The 20589-nt window shown below is 42.2% G+C and carries 15 protein-coding genes; 2 read left to right on the forward strand and 13 right to left on the reverse strand.

Features of this window, described 5'->3' with window-relative positions:
- Nucleotides 1–82: 82 nt before the first annotated feature.
- The 6 genes from I588_RS10050 to I588_RS10070 form a co-directional block, all read right to left on the reverse strand.
- Complete coding sequence (locus I588_RS10050) at nucleotides 83–724, reverse strand: WxL domain-containing protein (protein WP_010755138.1); 642 nt, start codon at nucleotides 722–724, stop codon at nucleotides 83–85.
- Between the two features lie 12 nt (nucleotides 725–736).
- Complete coding sequence (locus I588_RS10055; RefSeq protein ID WP_010755137.1) at nucleotides 737–1099, reverse strand: EF2685/EF0750 family sortase-dependent surface protein; 363 nt, start codon at nucleotides 1097–1099, stop codon at nucleotides 737–739.
- Nucleotides 1100–1121: 22 nt separating this feature from the next.
- Nucleotides 1122–4871: a WxL domain-containing protein gene (locus I588_RS26430; protein ID WP_010755136.1), complete on the reverse strand. Its 3750-nt coding sequence runs from the start codon at nucleotides 4869–4871 to the stop codon at nucleotides 1122–1124.
- Nucleotides 4872–5148: 277 nt separating this feature from the next.
- Nucleotides 5149–6243 (reverse strand): tyrosine-type recombinase/integrase, encoded by a 1095-nt coding sequence (locus I588_RS10065; RefSeq protein ID WP_010755135.1) that lies wholly within the window; start codon nucleotides 6241–6243, stop codon nucleotides 5149–5151.
- A gap of 616 nt (nucleotides 6244–6859) precedes the next feature.
- Nucleotides 6860–6994, reverse strand: coding sequence for a hypothetical protein (locus I588_RS28050; protein ID WP_010755134.1), 135 nt, complete (start codon nucleotides 6992–6994; stop codon nucleotides 6860–6862).
- Nucleotides 6995–7331: 337 nt separating this feature from the next.
- On the reverse strand, nucleotides 7332–7706 hold the full coding sequence (locus I588_RS10070) for a hypothetical protein (protein WP_139243985.1): 375 nt from the start codon (nucleotides 7704–7706) through the stop codon (nucleotides 7332–7334).
- A 335-nt stretch (nucleotides 7707–8041) separates the two neighbouring features.
- Between I588_RS10070 and I588_RS10075 the strand changes: the two genes are divergently transcribed.
- Nucleotides 8042–8893 (forward strand): MurR/RpiR family transcriptional regulator, encoded by an 852-nt coding sequence (locus I588_RS10075; RefSeq protein WP_010755132.1) that lies wholly within the window; start codon nucleotides 8042–8044, stop codon nucleotides 8891–8893.
- A 116-nt stretch (nucleotides 8894–9009) separates the two neighbouring features.
- On the forward strand, nucleotides 9010–9849 hold the full coding sequence (locus tag I588_RS10080) for a Cof-type HAD-IIB family hydrolase (protein WP_010755131.1): 840 nt from the start codon (nucleotides 9010–9012) through the stop codon (nucleotides 9847–9849).
- Between the two features lie 81 nt (nucleotides 9850–9930).
- On the opposite strand, the gene I588_RS10085 is transcribed toward I588_RS10080, so the two are convergent.
- From I588_RS10085 to I588_RS10115, 7 genes are all read right to left on the reverse strand, one after another.
- Nucleotides 9931–10755, reverse strand: coding sequence for a manganese catalase (locus I588_RS10085; RefSeq protein ID WP_010755130.1), 825 nt, complete (start codon nucleotides 10753–10755; stop codon nucleotides 9931–9933).
- Between the two features lie 28 nt (nucleotides 10756–10783).
- Nucleotides 10784–11026 (reverse strand): GlsB/YeaQ/YmgE family stress response membrane protein, encoded by a 243-nt coding sequence (locus I588_RS10090; protein WP_010755129.1) that lies wholly within the window; start codon nucleotides 11024–11026, stop codon nucleotides 10784–10786.
- Nucleotides 11027–11654: 628 nt separating this feature from the next.
- The gene (locus I588_RS10095) at nucleotides 11655–14930 is read right to left on the reverse strand and encodes an LPXTG cell wall anchor domain-containing protein (protein WP_010755128.1); all 3276 of its coding nucleotides are present in this window, start codon (nucleotides 14928–14930) and stop codon (nucleotides 11655–11657) included.
- A gap of 15 nt (nucleotides 14931–14945) precedes the next feature.
- The gene (locus tag I588_RS10100; RefSeq protein WP_010755127.1) at nucleotides 14946–15821 is read right to left on the reverse strand and encodes a hypothetical protein; all 876 of its coding nucleotides are present in this window, start codon (nucleotides 15819–15821) and stop codon (nucleotides 14946–14948) included.
- Entirely contained in the window at nucleotides 15818–17035 is a 1218-nt protein-coding gene (locus tag I588_RS10105) for a class C sortase (RefSeq protein WP_010755126.1), read from the reverse strand. Before I588_RS10105 ends, I588_RS10100 begins: the two co-directional genes overlap by 4 nt.
- A 111-nt stretch (nucleotides 17036–17146) precedes the next feature.
- On the reverse strand, nucleotides 17147–19024 hold the full coding sequence (locus tag I588_RS10110) for a SpaH/EbpB family LPXTG-anchored major pilin (protein ID WP_010755125.1): 1878 nt from the start codon (nucleotides 19022–19024) through the stop codon (nucleotides 17147–17149).
- Complete coding sequence (locus I588_RS10115; protein ID WP_010755124.1) at nucleotides 19021–20589, reverse strand: SpaH/EbpB family LPXTG-anchored major pilin; 1569 nt, start codon at nucleotides 20587–20589, stop codon at nucleotides 19021–19023. The genes I588_RS10110 and I588_RS10115 overlap by 4 nt, the downstream gene beginning before the upstream one ends.

A 20589-nucleotide genomic window follows, 5' to 3' on the forward strand; every position in this document is an offset into this window, starting at 1 on the left:
CTCTGCCTTTTTTCGTAAAAACAGGCCCAAACATTGACCTGAAAAACGGAAATGTTTGAGCCATTTTTGTCTACTTTTACCATTAAACTCCTGGTGTGTTGGAAGTAGTCCAAACAATGTCAGATGTGTACGTAACATTGGTTTTAGGTGCATTAGCTGGAACGGTCAAGCTGAATTTAGTCAGGTCTAAACTAACAAATTTAGCATTGGTATCTGTAGCTTTGGCAGCTAGAACCACTTTATCTGACCCTACAGCAACATCTAATTTACCACTTGAAAATCCGTTCGCACCCGTTACATTGGTAACTAATGATGGATCTCCGTAAATGCTTAGAGTTGAACCAGTCAGAACATCTGAACCATTAGCAAATTGTGCTGTTTGTTGAACATTTACTGTCCATCCATGCGTACTAGAGCTGCGGTTATCTGTTACTTCTACTTTACCCGTTGTCAGGTTAGCAGCACTTGCATTCTCAGTATCTGTACCATCATCTGTTGCATAGAATGTTTGCTCGATATCATTCCGGATTGCATGCGTACCGAAATTTAAGCTGTCTGGTAATTTGGCTCCGTCAATGACTACATCCCCTTCAGTATAAGTAACTGTACCTTGGGTTGTTTTGGTTGTTACTGGCGCTGCACTAACAGATTGTGTTCCCACACTTAATGTAACCAACGAAATCCCTACAACTCCACATAAATAACCTAGTGATCTTTTCTTCATCGTTTTCTCTCCTTAGTTTTTTTTATAATAAAACAATAATTGTTTTACTAACTTAGTTAGGTAAAGCATGATACAAAAAGCAATGACGCCAATTCCCAGACCAACCGTTGACCATTTTAAAATGCTTCCGGTTTGAGGAAGTCTGCGGGTAGATTTCGTATCGCCGTTTCCTCCAGCTGCTGGCAGACGATTGGTCCCCGTTTGACTATCACTGGTACTGACTGGCGGCTCTTCTTCATAAAAGCCCACATTGCCTGTCATACTATTTTTGTTTTCTTCAATATTCTCAGCAGCATACCCTACAGAGGCGTTAGTCAGAAGTACAAACATGCTTAAGAATAGGCAAGCAAAGATTCTTGGCAGCCACTTTTTCATTTGCTGTTCTCCCTTCCTCCGTTTACGGTACATTCGATACCAGCCACTCGACTTGCGTTGTATATTCACTCGCATACTTATCCGCAGTGCCAGGTATCTCTAAAGTAAATTTATCAATTGGCAGTTCAACAATGCCTTTTCCCTGTCCACCTGATGCCAGTAATAGCTGGCTTGAAAGCGATGGTGTCAACGTGACCTTTTGATTGCTTACACCCGTTGGCGCTCCACCTGTGCTTTGACTCAAGTCCGGCTGTCCCACATCCATCGACAATTCAGCACCGTTCAGCTCTTGATTCGCAGCCGTTTTAAATTGTGTAAGCTGCTTAACCGTTAGACTCCAGCCTTCAGTAGACAGCCGCGTATCTTCTACGCCGACAGCGCCTTTCGTTAAATCACTTGCTGCGGCGTTCTCAGTGTCATTTCCACTATCTGTTGCATAGTAGGTTTTAGTGGTACTGTTTTCGATTTTGTGTGTCCCGAATTTCAAATTATCGGGTATTTTGTTTGTTAACAAATTCAACTCTTCAACAATACTGTCTGACTGCCATTGAGCTGTGAAGGTTACATCTTCCTGCCCCATCGTATAGGTCGTTGGTGTACTGGATAAGAAAGGATTTTGATAAATTTGATTATCTACACTATTTAACCAGCCGACAAACTTGTGATCAGCTTTGATTAAATCCCCCTGCGGAGCAACATTAACCGTATCTCCTTGGCTGTATAAGTTAGAATCCGTTGGCGTCGTTCCACTATCTGCACCATTGGAATCATAGATGACACTATACTGCTCTTCGCGGCGAACAATCATGTTGATCTCATGTAAAATTTGTCCTGGATTCGCTACGTTGGCCTCATCATGGAAAATACGTTCTCCAGTCTTATGCAGCGTCCGTTTGGCGGTTAATTGGGCTTCATCATACTCTGTATCTAACGTAAACAGCTTGTTTTGATCAATCTGGCTCTGATCAATTACCAGAGCATTGTTATTGTCTGTCCGCAATGCTTCCCACTCATAATTGGCATATTTCTCCATATTGAAGTTTGCTGCAATAGAATACGGTATGGACGGAGCCGCATTAAACGGTATCGATACGGCTTTTTGATAATTTTCGATCAGCTGGATTTTTTCTGAATAGCCATCTATCGACACTAAATGATCCTTAACATAAAAAGCTGGATACGTTCCCTGATCAGGCTGGATCCCCTTTGAGGTGGTAATGATGGACAAATTATCATAGTAACTACCCGTAGACTCATCATTTTTTTCATAATTGCTAATCATTACTTCCCCATCAATCCAAACCGGGTATTGATCCGCTGTCACCTCAATCCGCATATCGCCGACACTATAGCCAGAAGTAATCTCAACATAGGCCTGCTCTGTATAGAGTCCATATTCACCACTAACGATAGTCGCTGATGTGTCTGCAAGCATTACCATTCCTGAGCTGTCACCACCAGTGAGCCGCATCCCAGTTTTCTTAGTATTGATCGAAAGTTTACTGCTGTTAAAATTGTACATGTCCAGTCCACTAGCTTTGATCCCTTCCTGGGCACCAGCAATGGTTAAAGCAATTCCCTCCAAGGCGATGCCTTCTGGACTCCAATTGGAGGTGGTGTATTCTGACTTTATGCCTGTAGCTTGGGCCGTAATCGTGACTGGAATTTTGAACGTATTTTCTTCTCCGTATCCGCTGATGAATTTTAATTCAACACCTGTACTTGTTACGATCCCATCGCCAGCACTAGCAGTAACTGCTATTTTTGACCCACCATCAACGGTTGACGCATTAGGGGCACTCGCTTTAAAGCTTTTGTTTGTTCTAACTCCGGTTGTTCTGGCATTTACATCTATCGACAATAAACCTTCCGTATTTGTCAGTCCATTGGATGCCATAACCTCTAAATTGGCAGTCTGTATCCCACAGTCACCGACAGCTTCGATGATTACTTCATTTTCAGCCATAATATTTATGCCTGCTTCTGTCCCATCCAAGCCGTAGAAGCCATAAGAACCAGCTATCGCAGTCGGAGCTTGGGCTTTCAAGGTAAGATCATTGCCCTGATCACTGAATTCCAGCAAACAAATTACTCCAGCCGAAGTCGGCAGCTCAGTCAGCGTTGAACTAGTAGCAATACTCAGCAGCTCCAGCAGAACAGCCATAGTCACTGACGATTCCCCTGAGGAGTTGCCTGTGACTCTTACTTTAGGCTTAGGTGTAGAATACGTATTGATCAATAAATTCGCTGCTACAATTCCCTGTCCGCTATCTGCCTCGCCAATTAACTCAACCTCTTGATTTCCTTCAATCCTGAAACTCCCAGTAAAGACCCCTGTGCCCTCAGCTGCAAAACCGGCAACTTTCCCGGAGTTCAGCTGCATATCTCCCGGGTCAATATAGATTGTTCCATCATAGACACTCGCTGAGCGCATCAAAATGCCAAAGCCTGACTGAACAGTTCCCTCCAGCTCAGACAGGTAATCTGTCCCATTATAGGAAACTGCATCACAAGTATAGTTGCCTGCCTCTACACCCGTAGCTGTTGTAGACGCTCCCCTAATGATTCCGCCATAATTTGTCAAATAGCCATCAACAAAAACACCAATCCCTGACACACTGGTTCCGTTTAGCTTCCCTTCAAAGAAGCGCTCGGCTTCTTGTCCATGAGCATCTGGGATACTTTCGATGGTTATCCCTTCCTCCTTAGAAAAAATACCGTAGCCAGCACCATCGGCAATCCCGGTTAGTTCCGTTCCCTTCAGCTGATAGCTGGCAAATACCGCACCACAGCCGTTGGCACTTGTTCCATGGGCCAGCATTTTCGTTCCCGATAAGGCTTCATAGGATGAAGAAGCAGCATCCTCCTGGTCAAGCTTCTCATAAAACTGAGCCAATCCAGTATAATCTTCCCGAACCGGCGGAGTCTCTTTGGTCATACTGATCCCAGCCTGACTGGCGGAAGTATCAACATCCCCAGTAACATTTTTTGTGCCATCAGGCGTATAAATACCAACTTTGGCCGCCCGAACCTTCAGCAGAACTGGATTCCAGACCAGCTCCTCTAATTCACCAATGATCAAGCGATTAACGTGAATGCCATAAGCTAAATCCGTTTGAACAGTCAAGTCGGAGTCACTTAAAATAGTCAATTCACTGTAGCTGCCAGCCGCTATCGTAATCTGCTGAATTGTATTGCTGTCGCCAGCAGGATTCTTTTCAGAATACAATCGATTTAAGCCATAGTCCTTAACATTAGCAAATTCAACAATCGTCTGTGCATCGTATTGCCCCGACCCTTTAACATCCTCTGGACGGTGAATCCCTCCGGCATAGTCTTCCGGATTATCCATTAGCAAGTACGTTCCATCGTTTTTCAATACGATGCCTGTATCAACTATCGTAATCTTGGCCTCCGCATTGCGGGTCAAGCCACGACTTTTCTGCGCTTTATTTTCCGCTTCGGTCGTTTCCGGTGCTGTATTTTCCGGAACCATAGAAGTTGAAGTCTCCGCTTCCTTAGAAGAACGCATTGCATTTTCTTCCTTTATTTCTGAGGATTGATTATAATTAGGTAACTCATTTTCTACAACGTCGCTTTGGATCGTTTTTAGTGTTGAACTGTCTGTTGTAGGTACCTTTTCTGTCTCGGCAAAGACAGTATTAGGAAGTATTGGTGCAAAAACACTCAATAGGAGCCAAAAGCATAAAAAGCTTGGCGCCTTCCTAATCACGCTGGTTTTTCTTACCAAGCGTTTTGATTCTCTCTTCAAAAATAGCCACCTCCTACTTTCAGCCTACGCAGCACACTACAATACCTGCACCTTTGCAGACTGGATCCCTTTTTTCTTTGAAGGAAGAATTCTGAGAAAAAACACCAAAAATCCTTTTATATCAAGGCTTAAAGCAGCAGTTGACGGCGGAGGCGGACGGCTCATTTTTCCGAGTCAGCAATTAAGAACTTAAAACAAACAAAAAAACGCTCTTTTTAGTTAGCGCTTACATTTTCGAGTTATTCAATGTAAGGTACCTCTCCTAATTTTTAAAAAATTAGCTGCATAGTGCGTTTACCCATTTTATCCGCTGTTCTTTGGTAGAATCCACGTAAATATCTAGCGTCATTTTAGCCGAATGGTGCCCTAACAAAGCGCTGACGGTGGCTACATCGGCACCCTTTTCAAGCAATCTTGTAGCAAAGGTATGCCGCAGCTGATGAAAATGAACAGCTCCTAGCTGCAGCTTTTTCATAAATGTTTTAAACTGATAATTTAATGCTCTAGGCTCAATATAGCGCTGCTTTTTCCCAATCACATAAGGACTTTTCTTCTCTTCAGCGATTCTTTTTAACAGCGACAGCAGGCTTGAGTTGATGGGGATCTTTCGTAATGAGGATTCACTTTTAACCGGTCCTTCAATCACTACCGTCTTCTGTTCTGCGTTTTGGACTGGAATTCTTTGCAGTGTATGCCTCACCGTGATTTCTTTAGCAGAAAGGTCAACATCTTCCCACTTCAAGGCACAAATTTCACCGATTCGCATCCCGGTATTTAAGGCAATGGCAACTGGCAGCTCTACCTCCTTTTCAGCCAGTGATTCCTCTACCTTGAGCTGTTCTTTTCTTGGCAAAGCAGCAATCTTGGTTTTCGCGGCCTTTGGTAGTTTTACATAGTCAAATAGGCGGACAATCATCGACGCTTGAAACACGTTTCGCAGCGACCGCTTCATAATTTGCAGTACTAATCGGATAGATGAAGTCGATAGATTGGTTTGTTTCAGCTGCTGTACCAGCGCTTGAATATCCTCCTGTGTAAGCTTGTCCAGCCTTTTATTTCCTAAGTAAGGCAGAACATATTTAATCAGCTTGTATTGATAGCTTGCTTGGGTTGAAGGCTTCAATGGTTCATACTCCAGCTCTTTAAACCATTGATTCAGCCATTCCTTGACCGTTCCTCTGAAGTCATTGGATAAAATATTGCTGTTCTCATAGAGATTTTTGCAGTGCAGCAGCTTTTTTCTCAGCTTTTTAAATGAACGGTCATAGACATACCCATAACGAATTCGACCGCTTTCTGTTCGGCCTTTAATATAGCGTCCCTCCCAGCGTCCATCCTTTCGTTTGTAAATATTTTCTCCTCTACGGGCCATAAAATGATTCCTCTCCTTCTATATAATCGACGGCTTATTTGACGGCGGATAAAACTAGATGAATAAAACTATCCAGCTATCCAAAACTCATTTTCTACATATTTTTTTTGCATACTGTACATTTTTAAAAAAAAATGAACTTTTTCCTAGAATTCTAATTGACAATTAAACTTCGATAAAATAGAATGATTACAAGAAAGTGCTTTTTATCTTAAAAATGAACTTTTATAAGATCGGTTTTTTAACTATTCTTCGTTTGTTTATTCTTGTTTTTCTTCCTTCAAAGAAAAAAATTTCTCCTTAGACTTTCAAAATCTTCTTTTTAATCGAAAAAAACCAGATAATTTACTCTAATTAAGAATGGGTCGGCCTATTTATAGCTTCTCCATAGTGATAACATCATTTATATACTTTCCTCCTCTAAAAAAAGCAACAATATAGGTATTCTACCTTATAAAACCCCTTAAACGATAACAGAATTGAGTTATTATAAAAAAGAGATTGGTACTGTCTAATTAGGTTTTCCCAACTTCAACACAAATAGGCATTGATCAACAGAATGCCAGTTGATCAATGCCTATTTCAGATTGAATAGCCGAAAAAAACGACTGCTAAATTAATCAGGATAATAACGATTTTGCTTATTTTTATTGATTGCTAGAACATCTAGCTCGCGATGAATTTCCTTACGGACCATCCAGAAAAAAATAACTGCAGCTACTACACTTGAATTTAGAATTAAATGCTTCATTTGAACGTCCTCCTTATCTTTTTTAGTGAATGTGGACGGCAGGAATCGAACCTGCAGCTCTTAATAAATATGAAACAAACCGTCGTTTACGTCTCATTGAGAGTTCAAACACCAAGTTCATCCACCAGTTGATGACTTAACTATAAACATAAGAACTTATACAAAGACTAAGAATCTAAGGAGAAAAAACGAACAATGCTAAATAATTACTTAATAGCATTAATATTTATCTAAACTGGCAGCTCCTGAGAAGCGGCAGTCACTTTTTATGGTATAGAAAAAATCAGCAGCTTCTCTCCAAAAAGCTGCTGATAAGCATTCATTAACGCCAGAGAGATTACTCCGTCGAGTGATCTTCCTCTTGGGTTTCTGCGGATTCCTTAAACAGGAGCAGGACATCGTCGTAGGCCTGGTGCACGCGATCCAGCCATTCCTGCGTAATCATCCCCTCTAGTTTTTTCTCCAGCTTAACCACCCCTTCATCTAAGGTTTCCGCGTAGACAATCGGCAGCCATGCCCCCTCTTTTTGTATGAAATGGTACATCCATTTAGCTTCTAGGGACAACGCATTAGGTAAATGAGTCAGCCCCGTGAAGTCACTGGAATGTCGCTTATACGGAGTTACATAAACAAAATAGCCTCCTCCAAAAGCGTACCACCTTGTTTCCAGTTTCCATCCATACTGCTGAACAACCTTGTGGATATTTTTCATACTGTGTATTGCTTGCATCACCCTCACATGCGTTGCCCTAGTTACTCTTTTGATACAAGCAAATTCACCTCCTAAAATTACATTCTAAATACGTTTCTAAGGCAATGGGAAAACGCATTCTTAGAAATTCTAAAGGCAGTTTTTCCACTCAGAGATGAATTTTCAAAAAAGGAAGTATTTAGATCAAAATCGACTAAAGCAAGAATAACTCCAGCTAATTTTTCTTATTTTATCGATCCTCACAGCTTATTTTTGAGCTTATCAACTATTAATCAGCAGGCAGGGTCATGTTATAATTTGTTTATTAACCAAGGTATTTGCTAAAGGAGAAGTTTATGAACTTATTTAAAAAATTTGCTGAAATGGACCATCTAACGAATAACGAAAAAGCACTCGTGGCGTATATCCTAGCCGATCCAGCAAAAACATTGACTTTCAGAGCCCAAGAATTGGCTGATGCTGCTTTTGTCTCCGTAGCTGCTCTTTACCGCTTCATTAATAAGCTGGGACTTACCGGTATGGGAGAGCTGAAGGTGGAGCTGGCCTCCTCATTAAAGGAATCCCAGTCATCTGCAGCGATCGATTACGATTACCCAATTCTAGAGTCAGACACGCCTTTTCAAATTACGGAGAACTTAAACAAGATTTATAAGCGGACAATTGACGAAACCTTAACCTTTTCTGACCCAGAGGAATTAGCGGCTATCGGTCAAGCCTTGCAAAAAGCTAAAACCATTGATATCTATTCGGCCTCTGCCAATTTATTTTTCGCCAAAAATTTCAAATTTCAAATGCAGGAAATCGGCGTACTAGTCAACGTTCCCGAGGAAGATTACATGCAGCGCTTGTCCGCAGCCAATAGTGATGCCGATCACCTTGCCATCGTGGTTTCTTATGGCGGTCGGGGGCAAACACTGAATGCAGTCGTGGAAATTCTCCACGAAAATCAGATTCCGATCGTCCTAATTACTTCAGTTCAGGACAATCCCTTAGCCAGCTTCGCGGATTACAAAATTTTTATGGCTTCGATTGAAAATCATTACGACAAGGTGTCTTCTTTTTCCACAAGAATGTCGCTCTTGATGATTTTCGATACGTTGTATGCCGTCTATTTTAACCATCATTATGAACAAAACGTTGCCTTCAAAATTGCCAATTATCAGAAGATCAATAAAGAATTGAAATAAATGTTTCAGCTTGCGGCTGTTGTTTGCCGCTCATTGAAAAAGTTGTTTCAAAGTCGCTCCTACCGACAACTTTCTCTTTTTTTCTTGCTATACTCTAAAAAAGAGGAGGAGAAACAATGACCTTAAAAGCAATTGTTTTGGATATCGATGGAACCTTGTTAAATGAAAAAAAAGAAATTTCACCCGCTACGAAGAAAGCCTTGATCGAGGCGCAGCAAAACGGCATCAAGCTTATTTTAGCCTCTGGTCGTCCGACCTCGGGAATGCTAATCTACGCCGATGAGCTTGAAATGAAGCAGCACCATGGTTTGCTGGTTTCGTATAATGGTGCCAAGGTAATTGATTGCCAGACGAATGAGGAACTGTTCAGCCAGGCAATGACGGTGGAAGAAGGCCGGGCAGTATTGGAACACCTGAAGAAATTTGATGTGAAGGTAATGATCGATAAAGACGATTATATGTACGTAAATAATGTCTACGACTGTGATATTACCCATAAAGGGAATAAAATAAACATTATTGAATACGAATCTCGCGGCGGCAACTACAAGCTGTGTGAAATTGATGATTTAGCTGCCTTTTTAAACGAGCCTCCCAGCAAGATTCTTACAGCTGGCGAACCAGAGTATCTAGCCACTCATTATCAAGAAATGATGGCGCCTTTTAGTGATTCCTTAAATTGTGTTTTTACCGCTGATTTCTATTTTGAATTTACCGCTGAAGGAATCGACAAAGCCAAAGCCTTAGACACGGTTTTACGACCGCTAGGCATTACTCCTGAAGAGATTGCGGCTTTTGGAGATGGTCATAATGATATCACCTTGATTCAGTATGCAGGCAAAGGCGTTGCCATGGAGAATGCCGTGCCAGAATTAAAAGCGGCGGCTGATCACATTACCCTTTCCCATAATGCTGATGGTATTCCCCATATGCTGGAACAGCTGGTGAATGTTTAGGCAGGAAATGATTAACTATTCCACAAGCCAAAAAGGCACGAGAATTTGAACCTTCGCTCAAATTCTCGTGCCTTTAACAAGCTATTTCTTTGGTGTACCATACATTTTAGGAGTTACGTCTGACAACTTAGGTGCTTGGCCTTCCACCTTCGGCTCTTCGTGATACTGATACTCACCTTCGCCATCCAGTGATTTGCCTTCAGCCCAGCTGCCCTTCTTGCTGTCTTCTCCTTCAGAAAAATTATAGAAATCATAGGCGATATCCATCCGTTCCTTTTCGCGAGGAAACGTACTTGGAACCAAAATAGATCCCTCTTTTTCTTCCAGTTCTTTTACTGCTTCTGCCCATAAATTTTGATGATAACTATCGCGAGCCAGTAAAACTGCTAACAGATCCTTGACTCCCTTATCATCAATCATTTCATAAATACGAGCTACCTGCAGCCGGCCTTGCGACTCAGCATTTAGGTTTGCTCGGAAATCTGCCAATAGATTTCCGCTGGCGATAATATAAGCACCGCTCCAAGGATTTCCTAGACTATCCGCTGGTCGTGGTCCTAATCCAGCAACAATTGCTTGCTGCGGATTCATTCCGGCGATCATCGCGCCAATAGCTGGATCCTTTTTCATTGCGGCTTCTTGATCCTCAACTGGTGCGCCCTCTAACAAACGAGCCACCATTGTTGCCAGCATTTCTACGTGACCAATTTCTTCCGTAGCAATATCCATCAACATGTCTTTATATTTTTCTTCGCCGCGACAGCTCCAACCTTGGAAAAGATATTGCATCGCAACACTCATTTCGCCGTATTGCCCACCAATTAATTCTTGTAAATACTTGGCAATTAAAGGATTGGGCTTATCCGGTTTCGCTTCAAACTGTAGCTCTTTTTTGTGCAAAAACATCCTAAGATTCCTCCTTTATGACGGGTATTTACGCTTTATTTCTTCCAAAAAAGAATGAAACAACGGCAACTAAAATAACTGCTCCGATGATTGATGGCACAATTGCCATACCAGCTAATGCTGGTCCCCAGCTGCCAAACAATGCTTGACCTAACCAAGAACCGATTAATCCAGCAACAACGTTTGCAATGATTCCCATTGAAGCTCCTTTACTTGTAATTGCTCCAGCGATAGCGCCGATTACGCCGCCTACTATTAATGACCAAATCATGTTTACCACTCTCTTTCTTTTCGTTCATCGAACCGTTTGATTCGATAGGTATCTCAATAAATTACATAAAAATCCTGCAGGGTTTTTCTTTGCCGGCAATAATTTCTGATCAGAAAAATCCAATTACGTGTTTAAGAACAGGTGCCTGTTTTTTCATTCATCATCATTTAAGTACTTTTTTTTGATAACATGCATGCTTACTAACAGCTTAGACTCTTCTGCTGTTTTTAGCAAAAAATCTGCTTTTAATTTTGCTTTATGAGAAATTTTTTAGTATTTTTTCTGAGTGGTTTTTCCTAACTAGGCTTATCTGCTAGTCTTTTTCAGCTGCTGCTTTTTTCTAATCTCTTTTTCCATAATAAAGTGATCAGAATCAGTATAAACATAATTAGAGCAGCTGCTATTGCAGCTGCCCTGATTATGCTTGCTCCTCCGTTATCAGTTCGATCTTTTTTGATTTATGTTCTATTAGAAACTATTTTTAAACATCGCCTCCTGGCTCCATCAATTATCCTCTACTCCAAAAAAGGTATCGTTGCACAGCTCCTAACAATCAATCGGCTTAAACAGAGATATATAACAATTAGCCTTTTTCATAATTAGCCAGCTTCAACTACTATCGTATCTTTTATCGTCCTTTTTTCAGCAAGTACATGCTTGCTCCCATCAACATTAAACCAACCCAGACAAAAAATTCATTTGCTGAGCTACCCGTCTGAGGCAATCGTTTGCTGCTATTCGATTGAACCGTGTTTGTGTTTCCATTTTGATTGATGCCTCTATTCGTGTAAATCCACGATGTTCCATTAGGTGAACCTGGTGTGCCCGAATTTTTTGAATTGCTTCCTATCAGATTGGTTTGTTTTTCTGAAGTACTACTCGTCGTTTCTTTATTTATTCCACTAGACTCACTTGGTGAACTGCTACCCGGCCCCTTATCGGATTCACTACTGGATTCGCTACTCGATTCTGTATTCGATTCGCTGCTGGATTCCGCGCTCGACTCACTACTCGATTCCGTACTTGATTCGCTACTGGATTCCGGACTCAACTCACTATTCGATTCGCTGCTGGATTCACTACTGGATTCACTACCGGATTCGCTACTGGATTCCGTACTCGATTCGCTACTCGACTCACTGCTCGATTCACTACTCGACTCACTACTCGATTCACTGCTCGACTCACTACTCGACTCTGTACTCGATTCGCTACTCGACTCACTGCTCGATTCGCTACTCGATTCGCTGCTGGATTCGCTGCTGGACTCTGTACTCGATTCCGTACTTGACTCACTGCTCGATTCGCTACTCGATTCCGTACTCGATTCCGTACTTGATTCACTGCTGGATTCGCTACTCGATTCGCTACTCGACTCACTGCTCGATTCGCTACTGGACTCCGTACTCGATTCACTACTTGACTCCGTACTCGACTCACTGCTGGATTCCGTACTCGATTCGCTACTCGACTCGCTACTTGACTCACTGCTGGATTCCGTACTCGACTCTGTGCTCGATTCACTACTCGACTCGCTACTCGATTCACTACTCGACTCCGTACTTGATTCACTACTTGATTCGCTGCTGGATTCCGTACTCGATTCGCTACTCGATTCCGTACTAGACTCACTACTCGATTCGCTGCTGGACTCTGTGCTCGATTCACTGCTCGACTCGCTACTTGACTCTGTACTTGATTCACTGCTGGATTCGCTACTGGACTCTGTACTCGATTCACTGCTCGATTCGCTGCTCGATTCGCTACTCGATTCGCTGCTGGATTCCGTACTCGACTCGCTACTCGACTCACTGCTGGATTCCGTACTCGATTCGCTACTCGACTCTGTGCTCGATTCACTGCTCGACTCGCTACTCGATTCACTACTCGACTCGCTACTGGACTCTGTACTTGATTCACTGCTGGATTCGCTACTTGACTCTGTACTCGACTCACTACTCGATTCACTACTGGATTCGCTACTGGATTCCGTACTTGATTCGCTACTAGATTCACTACTGGACTCTGTACTCGATTCGCTGCTGGACTCACTGCTTGGTTCTGGTGGTGTTACGCCAGAATATTCATGCGCTCCTATGTCTGGTTGTCCGTCTGCCAAAGGATTTCCGAAATAATCACGTCCGCCATTATTCGCGATAGCGACACCTTGATTTATTGCAGGCGAATTTGCTGTTAGCTGATACCCTCCGACTGTTGCTAATCCTACGCCGCCGGTTCCCGGTGCTTCCATTACTTGCCCTTCAATAACCTCGGCTTCCGTGACTGCCCGCTCATGCTGCGGCTCCCCAGGAAGACTGATGGAATTCATCGCTCCGGTTAATTCTACAGCGGGATTTTTGACAATAATGGGTTTTTTCTCATTTTCTGGCACATTCGTATAGCCGTAATACAAGTTGTGGTCATACTTGATCGTAGCAGGATGGTCCTTGCCATAATGTGCTGGCTGCCAATAAGGCGTCACGTTGGTACCCTCATTATAAAAAATATTGTTTTTCACTCGCACATACCCTGGTTCTTCTTGACTCATAACTGTTACACCGATCCCTTCGCCGGTGTAACAAGTATTGTTGTATACTTGGGCGACCTCTTCTTCCGTAATCCCAGGATAACGCGGATCATTATAATCTGGATTTAAACTATTAGACACTAAAAACAGGTGCTTTCGATCATTTTCACTAATATTGTAGCGAATAACCGTATCAAAATTCTTTGCTGAACAGATTAGCATGAATCCGCCTTGATTGTCATGACTATAATTGTATTGATAGATCGTCCCCGTTCCTGAGTCGCAATCAAACCCTTCACCGTCATAATTATCGACTGTATTGAAGGCTTCATTAAATTGGAACTTCGGATAATAGCACAACCAAGGCCAAATTCCCGCATTCACTTGCCAATAGTCTGGGACTTTAGGGACTTGGCTAAGTCGCGGATCTTCCTCATGGCTTTTGCTTGCTCCATTTGATACATTGTATTGAATTAATGGTTGGTATGAATCAAAAGGCACAATGGCGTCACCGCCGGCATCCTGTACATAATTATTTTCGATGAGAACATTCGTATGTCCGTATTTTTGAATTTTTTCCGGATCAATAGTTGTGGCTTCCGCTTCGTTTGTAATTAGACCTTCATACACTGTACAGCCGACTGAAATACCTGTTCGAGTCACATCCTCTACGTGACAATTCGTCACGGATATATTATCAAATCGGGTAATTTCTCCCTCGGTTGTTCCGCCGACTGTAAAATAAATCCCGCCATTTCCCCAGTTTTTGGCATGAACACTGCCATTGACATCCGTAACCTTCAAATTGTCTGCATGAATGTTTTTGGTTAAGCCATTATTTTTCGCCAACACATAAAAGCCGACACGGCCTTCAGGGGTATTTTGCGTTCCCCAGTCGGGCATTTCAGTCTCTCCATGATTGGTAATGGCTAAATCTCTAACCGTCCAATTACTGGCATTGAACAAAGTGACCGCAGCATAGATTTCTTTGCCCATATCCTCCATCTGGGAAATGTAGCCTTTGCCTTCTCCATTGATCGTAGCTCTTCCACCAGCTTCGCCATAGCTTTCTAGAACAATTGGTGCGTCGTCCGAGCCTTCACCATTCACTTTTCCTTCTAAAAATAAAGTATCATCAAATATACTATCTTCATGGAGCCGAATCGTATCGCCCGGTTCAAACTTGGTCTGCTCCAGCTTATCTAAGCTTTTCCAGGCTTCGCCAGGAGATGTTCCCAGATTCTCATCATCTCCACTTTCAGCATTCACATAATAAATTGTTCCCGCCGCATATGTGCTCTGGGGCAGCGCCCCAACAAGCATCGGTAATACCAGTAATACGATCCCTAATAGCATGAACACTCGATTATTTTTCATTTTTCCCTCCTGTGTCTATTTTCGTTCTACCCGTGCTGCCTCCACCCATTTTTTCACTTGCTTTTGATAATTTTCTTTTTCCAGTTGTATTCTGATGCTTTCCTCTACAGAAGCTAACGGCTGAATGGTTCCTCCTTGTGAATCCATGCAATAGTAGCCCCATGCTTCAGCTTCCGTACCGAACAGCTCACTCCAAGTTTTCGCTTTAAGTGTTACTACGTCAGACAGTTCGTCTTCCCGATACTTGATCCAATCTCGCAATGATTGTTCATTCAGCGTTGTTTCCTCAACCATTACGTCCTTAGCTGAACCAATTTCATCCATTGAGAATTCTTTAGCGGCTAACGCCTGCAGCGTTTGTTTGGGACCTCGTATCCGATAAAGCTTTTTGGTATCAATGGTTCTAAATTGTTCGCTATGGGCTTGATAGTATCTCTTAACTGCTTGATCAGAAATGTCCTTACGCATTTTTTCCTTGAGTTTGTTGATGGTATTGCTAAGTGAATAAGGATAAAAACTTTCTAGGTCATATTTCTTCAACCCATAAACCACTTGACCCTTTTGAAGCTTTTTTTCATTTTCTTTATTGACCTTTTTTAGCTCTTGGGTTAACTGTTTATAGGTAGCAGCTCCTTTGATTCCCAGCTTTTCCGCCTGCTGCAGCTGGACTTTGTCTTCAACAATCTGCTTTTGCAGCTCGTGCTCATTTAAACGCGGATTTATTTTTTGATAAAAGGCATATTCTTCTTCCGTTATTGCCTGATCATTAACCTTCAACACCCATGGCTCGCGGAAAAAGGCAACGCCGATCAGCAAAACAATGCCTAAGCTGCCTAAAAGCAGAACTACGTTTCGTTTACTCTTTATTTTTTGACTAACAAATTTTTTCATCTTAGCAAATCCTTTGAAATGTGTACTTCTTGCTTTTCCACAACGCTGGTTTTTATCACCTTTTTTAGTGTGAAGGTTGTATCCTTGATTCGTTTTACTTTGGTGCGTGCTAAAAATAGACGTTCTTTTCCTGAAACACCAATGGTATAGGTTTTTCCAAAAAGATCAGGAAAGACTACTTTCCCTTGCTCATCAGAAACCGCAACAAGGGCTTCACCCTCTAGAAGGACGGGATTTTTTCCACGTTTCCCTAAAAGCTGCAGCGAAACGCCAGCGAGTGGCTGCTGATTCAGATCCTTCAGGTAGAAAACCAGGGCATATTTTCTTCTGCCAATCATGCCTAAGCGGATAATTTGCCTGATGATAAACAGCAGCAAACAACTGCCTAGTATCCCGCCGGCTACCATCAACAGCAGGGTTTGTTGTTTGTTTTTATCTACCTGCTTGATTTCCTTTTCCATTTTTTGGGTATAAGGAACCCGATGGCCGCGTACTAATAAGCGATGGGTATTAATCGCATAGGGCGTACAAGTAAGCAGGGTGACATAATCCTTGCCCTCAACTACCAATAAATCCCGCGCATCGGTGGGCTCGATGACCTTGATCTGGTCCACTTCATACGCATGGGTTTCCTTTAATACTTCGATGAAGAACAAGTCTTTTTCCTTTAGCTCAGGCAAATCAGAAAACAGCTTGGCTTTTTTTAAGCCGCGGTGCGAAGAAATGACCGAGTGGGAGCTTTCTCCGCCCTTTAAAGAGGACGTCCCTTCTAAGATCGTTGCCCCCTTTGAGAGAAAAAAGTCATTGGTTAGATCATAAATCGGCAATTTGACATCAATTTTCGGAATAACAATCATTCCTGCCGTGTGCTCCTCTACGTAAGTCGGCGTTGCCTCTACCTTCTTTTCTTTTTGCCGGCGTTTTTCAGAAAAAGGTTCCCCATCAGAACCAGGATTTTTCTCCTTGCGGGCTTTTTCATCCCGAGCCTGCATTTCCTGCTGCAGCTTTTGAATTTCGGCCTCGTTTTTCTTCGAAGCCTCTCTTTGATATTTTTGGACAATTTTTTGGTCTAAATAATCATTGATTCCCTGACTTACTATTGGATACAAAAGCAATGAAAGACCAAAAAGAAAGAACAGCAGCATGAATATCCGCTGCAGCATGATTGCCACCGCGTTCGATTTTTTCTCTTTCTTTTTCACCAATTTCGCCATGATGCTCTCCTCATTTCTCGCTTTCCTTTATCCAATGATTGAAAAAAGACAGTAACGAATGTCGCTCCTCTTCGCTACTGTCTTATCGAAGCTTAAGCTTCTATTTAATTGTTACGCTTCTTTTCGTTGTGAACGTACATACCATACGCCAACAATCGCCATTACTGCCACACCAAGAGCCATCATGACATAGATACCTGAACCACCTGTTGATGGTAGGCTGCCCTTTTGCTTGTTGACTACTTGACCTGGTGTACCTGCCAATGGATCTGTCGTGTTAAAAGATGTTTTAGACACAGTAAATTCAACCATATCTGTTAACAATACATATTTATCTGTTGGTGTTTTGGTTTCTTGCAAGTAATATGTGCCATCTTTTAGGCCTTTAATTGTTACATAACCACTTGGATTGGAAGTGAAGACTTCTGCATCTGCTGCATTTGCTGACCAACTAACTTCTCCATTTGAACCAATGACTAAATATTTAGCCGTTGATTTGTCGCTGCCATCGCGAACAACAAATTCAGCACCTTCTAATCCTTTATTGTCATTTGAGCCATCAACTTTGATAAAATTATAACCACCGGTGTAAACGGAAGTTTTCCCTTCATCTGTATCAAAGTCGGTATCAATTTTTACCGTATTTTCAATGTCTGCTCCTGGTGCTGCTGTTTGAAGCAATTTCATTTTGTAAGTCATTGTTAAGGTAGCCCCTGGTTCCATCGCAGCAATACCAGCTGGAGTAAATTTCACAACAAAGTTTCTAGGATCAGCAGAAGCATTTACCTCCAAGGTATAATGTGTCGTTGGTGAAAAAACAGTTGTTCCATCAGTTAATGTTAAATCCGCGGTCGTTGAATCGAAATCTAAGTGCGTACCATAAGCATCTGTTACTTCGTATTTAGTGTACCGAGGCGCGTCTAATGTACCATCGCCATTCGAATCAATTTTGTCCTTAATCCCCAAAGGAATAACCGTTGTCACTGTATACTCGATAAAGTCCCCAACATTTACGGTTGCGCCTTTATGTTCCTTTTTTACATCAATATCATCATTGATGATTGCATCGCTGCCGGTAAATGATTTAAGCGGTGTGCCACTATCCAAGGTAAATTGCTGGTTAACGGCCCCATTTTGAATGGCATAACCTGGAAGGGTTGTTACCTCAGTTAAATAATAGGTGCCGAACAATAGGCGTTCTTCTTTGAATTTACCGTATTCGTCTGTTTTAAATTTAAGGGCACTTCCTTTTACTGTCGTCCAGGTTGGTGTACCAGATGAATCAAATCCGCTCAGGTATTCAGTTCCTGTTGCACTGTAAAGACCACCCTTGTGAATAACGAATTCGACATCTTTCAATGGAATTGGATTATCATCTTCATCTTTCAGGCTTGAAAGCTTCTCCACTTCAACTCCAGCAGTTTCAACCACATTTTTTGGATACAAGTGAATATCGACAAGCGGATCTCCATCAGAATCCTCTAAAGGCAAAGCAACAATCATATTAGCAGCTGCTGTTACCCCAGCCATTGGTGTTTCAACAATCGCATAAACCGAATTTTTCCCGTTGGTTTTATCAGGTAATCCTGAAAATGTTAGGTCCCCAACTGAACCAGTAGTTGATGAGGTTGTGCCTGTTTTTACTAGTGGGCCGGTATAAGTCGACTTCCCACTTAATGCTGCAGTTGCTTCATCTATCGTGTATTTAGCTGTACCACCGCCAGGCTTTACTGTATTTAATAGCGTGTAAAACTCCTCTGTCACATCATAAACTTTGAATTCTACCCCGCCAAAGCCGTCAGCTGATGCAAATTCTGACATAACTTCACCTGTATTTTGAATTGGTGCTTGGGAAGTGCTAAACCGCTTCTTGTGCAAGGTAATATCTACCGTTCCAGCCGCCTCAGCTTTTAAGCTGGACCCCAAGCCTAAAGCAACTGGTAATACCATAATCACCGTTGCGATAAGCAACATTAATTTCTTTTTCATCTTTTTGTCTCTCCTCCATTATTTTTGATCTTTTGCTGTTTGTTGCGCTTGAACCACAGCAGTGTGCAGACGAATGCTACCAGCAAACAGCCTAAGCCTACTGCTTTTGTTGATGCTTGCTCTCCCGTCTGAGGCAATAATCTGGAATTCTTTGCTGTGGCAGTAGTAGTCGTTACACGCCCAGTCTGATTCGTTGTTCCAGGGTTTCCTGTTGACGGCAGCTTACTATTTAGAACCGGCAGCATTGGTGCAGGTTGATTCTCTGCTAGATACGTATTCTTTTCGATCGTGAATTCGATCGGTTTATCCAGCAGACGATACCCTTTTGGTGCCGCCACTTCCTCCAAGAAATACTTGCCATAAGCTAGTCCTTTTATCTCAAACGTTCCCTCTTGATTTGAGGTGATTCTAAATAGCTCTTGATTATCCATTGCTTTTTTATTCTTCCACTGATAATCAGTCGTCAAATAGTCGTCTTGCTCATTCTTAATAACAAAGGCAGCATCACTTAATGCTTGCTTCTGATTGGCTGCATCGACTTTAATAAAGCGATAACCGCCAGTGAATACCTCTTTAGAAATACTTTGCTGTTCACCCTCCTGCAGTGAGTTGTGATACCTCAAATAGGCTTGATTATAAAAAGCTGTATCTGGCTGCACATCCTTATCTAGTGAAAGCTGGTAAGTAATCCGCAGCTGCTTGCTATTCAAAGGTGCCAGCTTACTCGGATCAAAATTTAAGATAAACCCGTTATCCTTTGCTTCAACCTGATACCAAGAACGATCTAGCGCTTTTCCATCCGCTGTGATTTGCAAAGAGGATAAATCACAAGACAAGCCTTTATCTGGGACATCCACTACCTGAAAGTATTGATACGTAGCAATCAGTGTCGGAACAGTGACTGAAATTTCATAATGAATCGCTTCACTGTATGAAAAATCCTGCTGGTTTCCGTCTAATTTTTTCTCAATGGCTGGCAGCTCCAGCAATGTATCATTCTTAGAATAAACATGTATTTCTTCCTCTTGATTTTCAGTTGGAAAATTCAAAATGAGGTTGTCACTCGGTCTTGCCGCATCCACCGAAGACGTTTCGACAAATAAATAGCTGGCATCGAATGCTGCGGCTTTTTTTGCTAAGGTTAGCTTTAAAACACCATCTGATTCGATTGTTTGGCCTTGTTTATCCAGCCAGGCTGTCCGCTGGGTTTTCCCCTTTGCAGCAACTGTCATACCAGCATAGCCTGAAAGCTCTTGGCCAATACTTAGTCCAGCAACTTCTTTCTTAGTCACTGCTTTCGCTGCTTCTAAAGCAGCCTCCAACGAAGAGTGATTCCGAACATATTGAGTAATATCAACAACCGTAAATTCCACACCATTGATGCCTTGTTTTGCTGTCATCATCTCTTGGTTTTGGCTGAGCGCTGCTTCCGTCACAACTTCCCCTTTAGTCACCTGTTTATGCAGGTAGACCGTTTGGGTTTCGACGGCCAAGGTTTGATTAGAAAAGCCCATTAATCCCAAGAGCATCATTAATCCTGTCAGAAGGATAGCTGTCTTCTTCAT

The sequence above is a fragment of the Enterococcus pallens ATCC BAA-351 genome (assembly GCF_000407485.1).
GTDB classification, from domain to species: domain Bacteria; phylum Bacillota; class Bacilli; order Lactobacillales; family Enterococcaceae; genus Enterococcus_A; species Enterococcus_A pallens.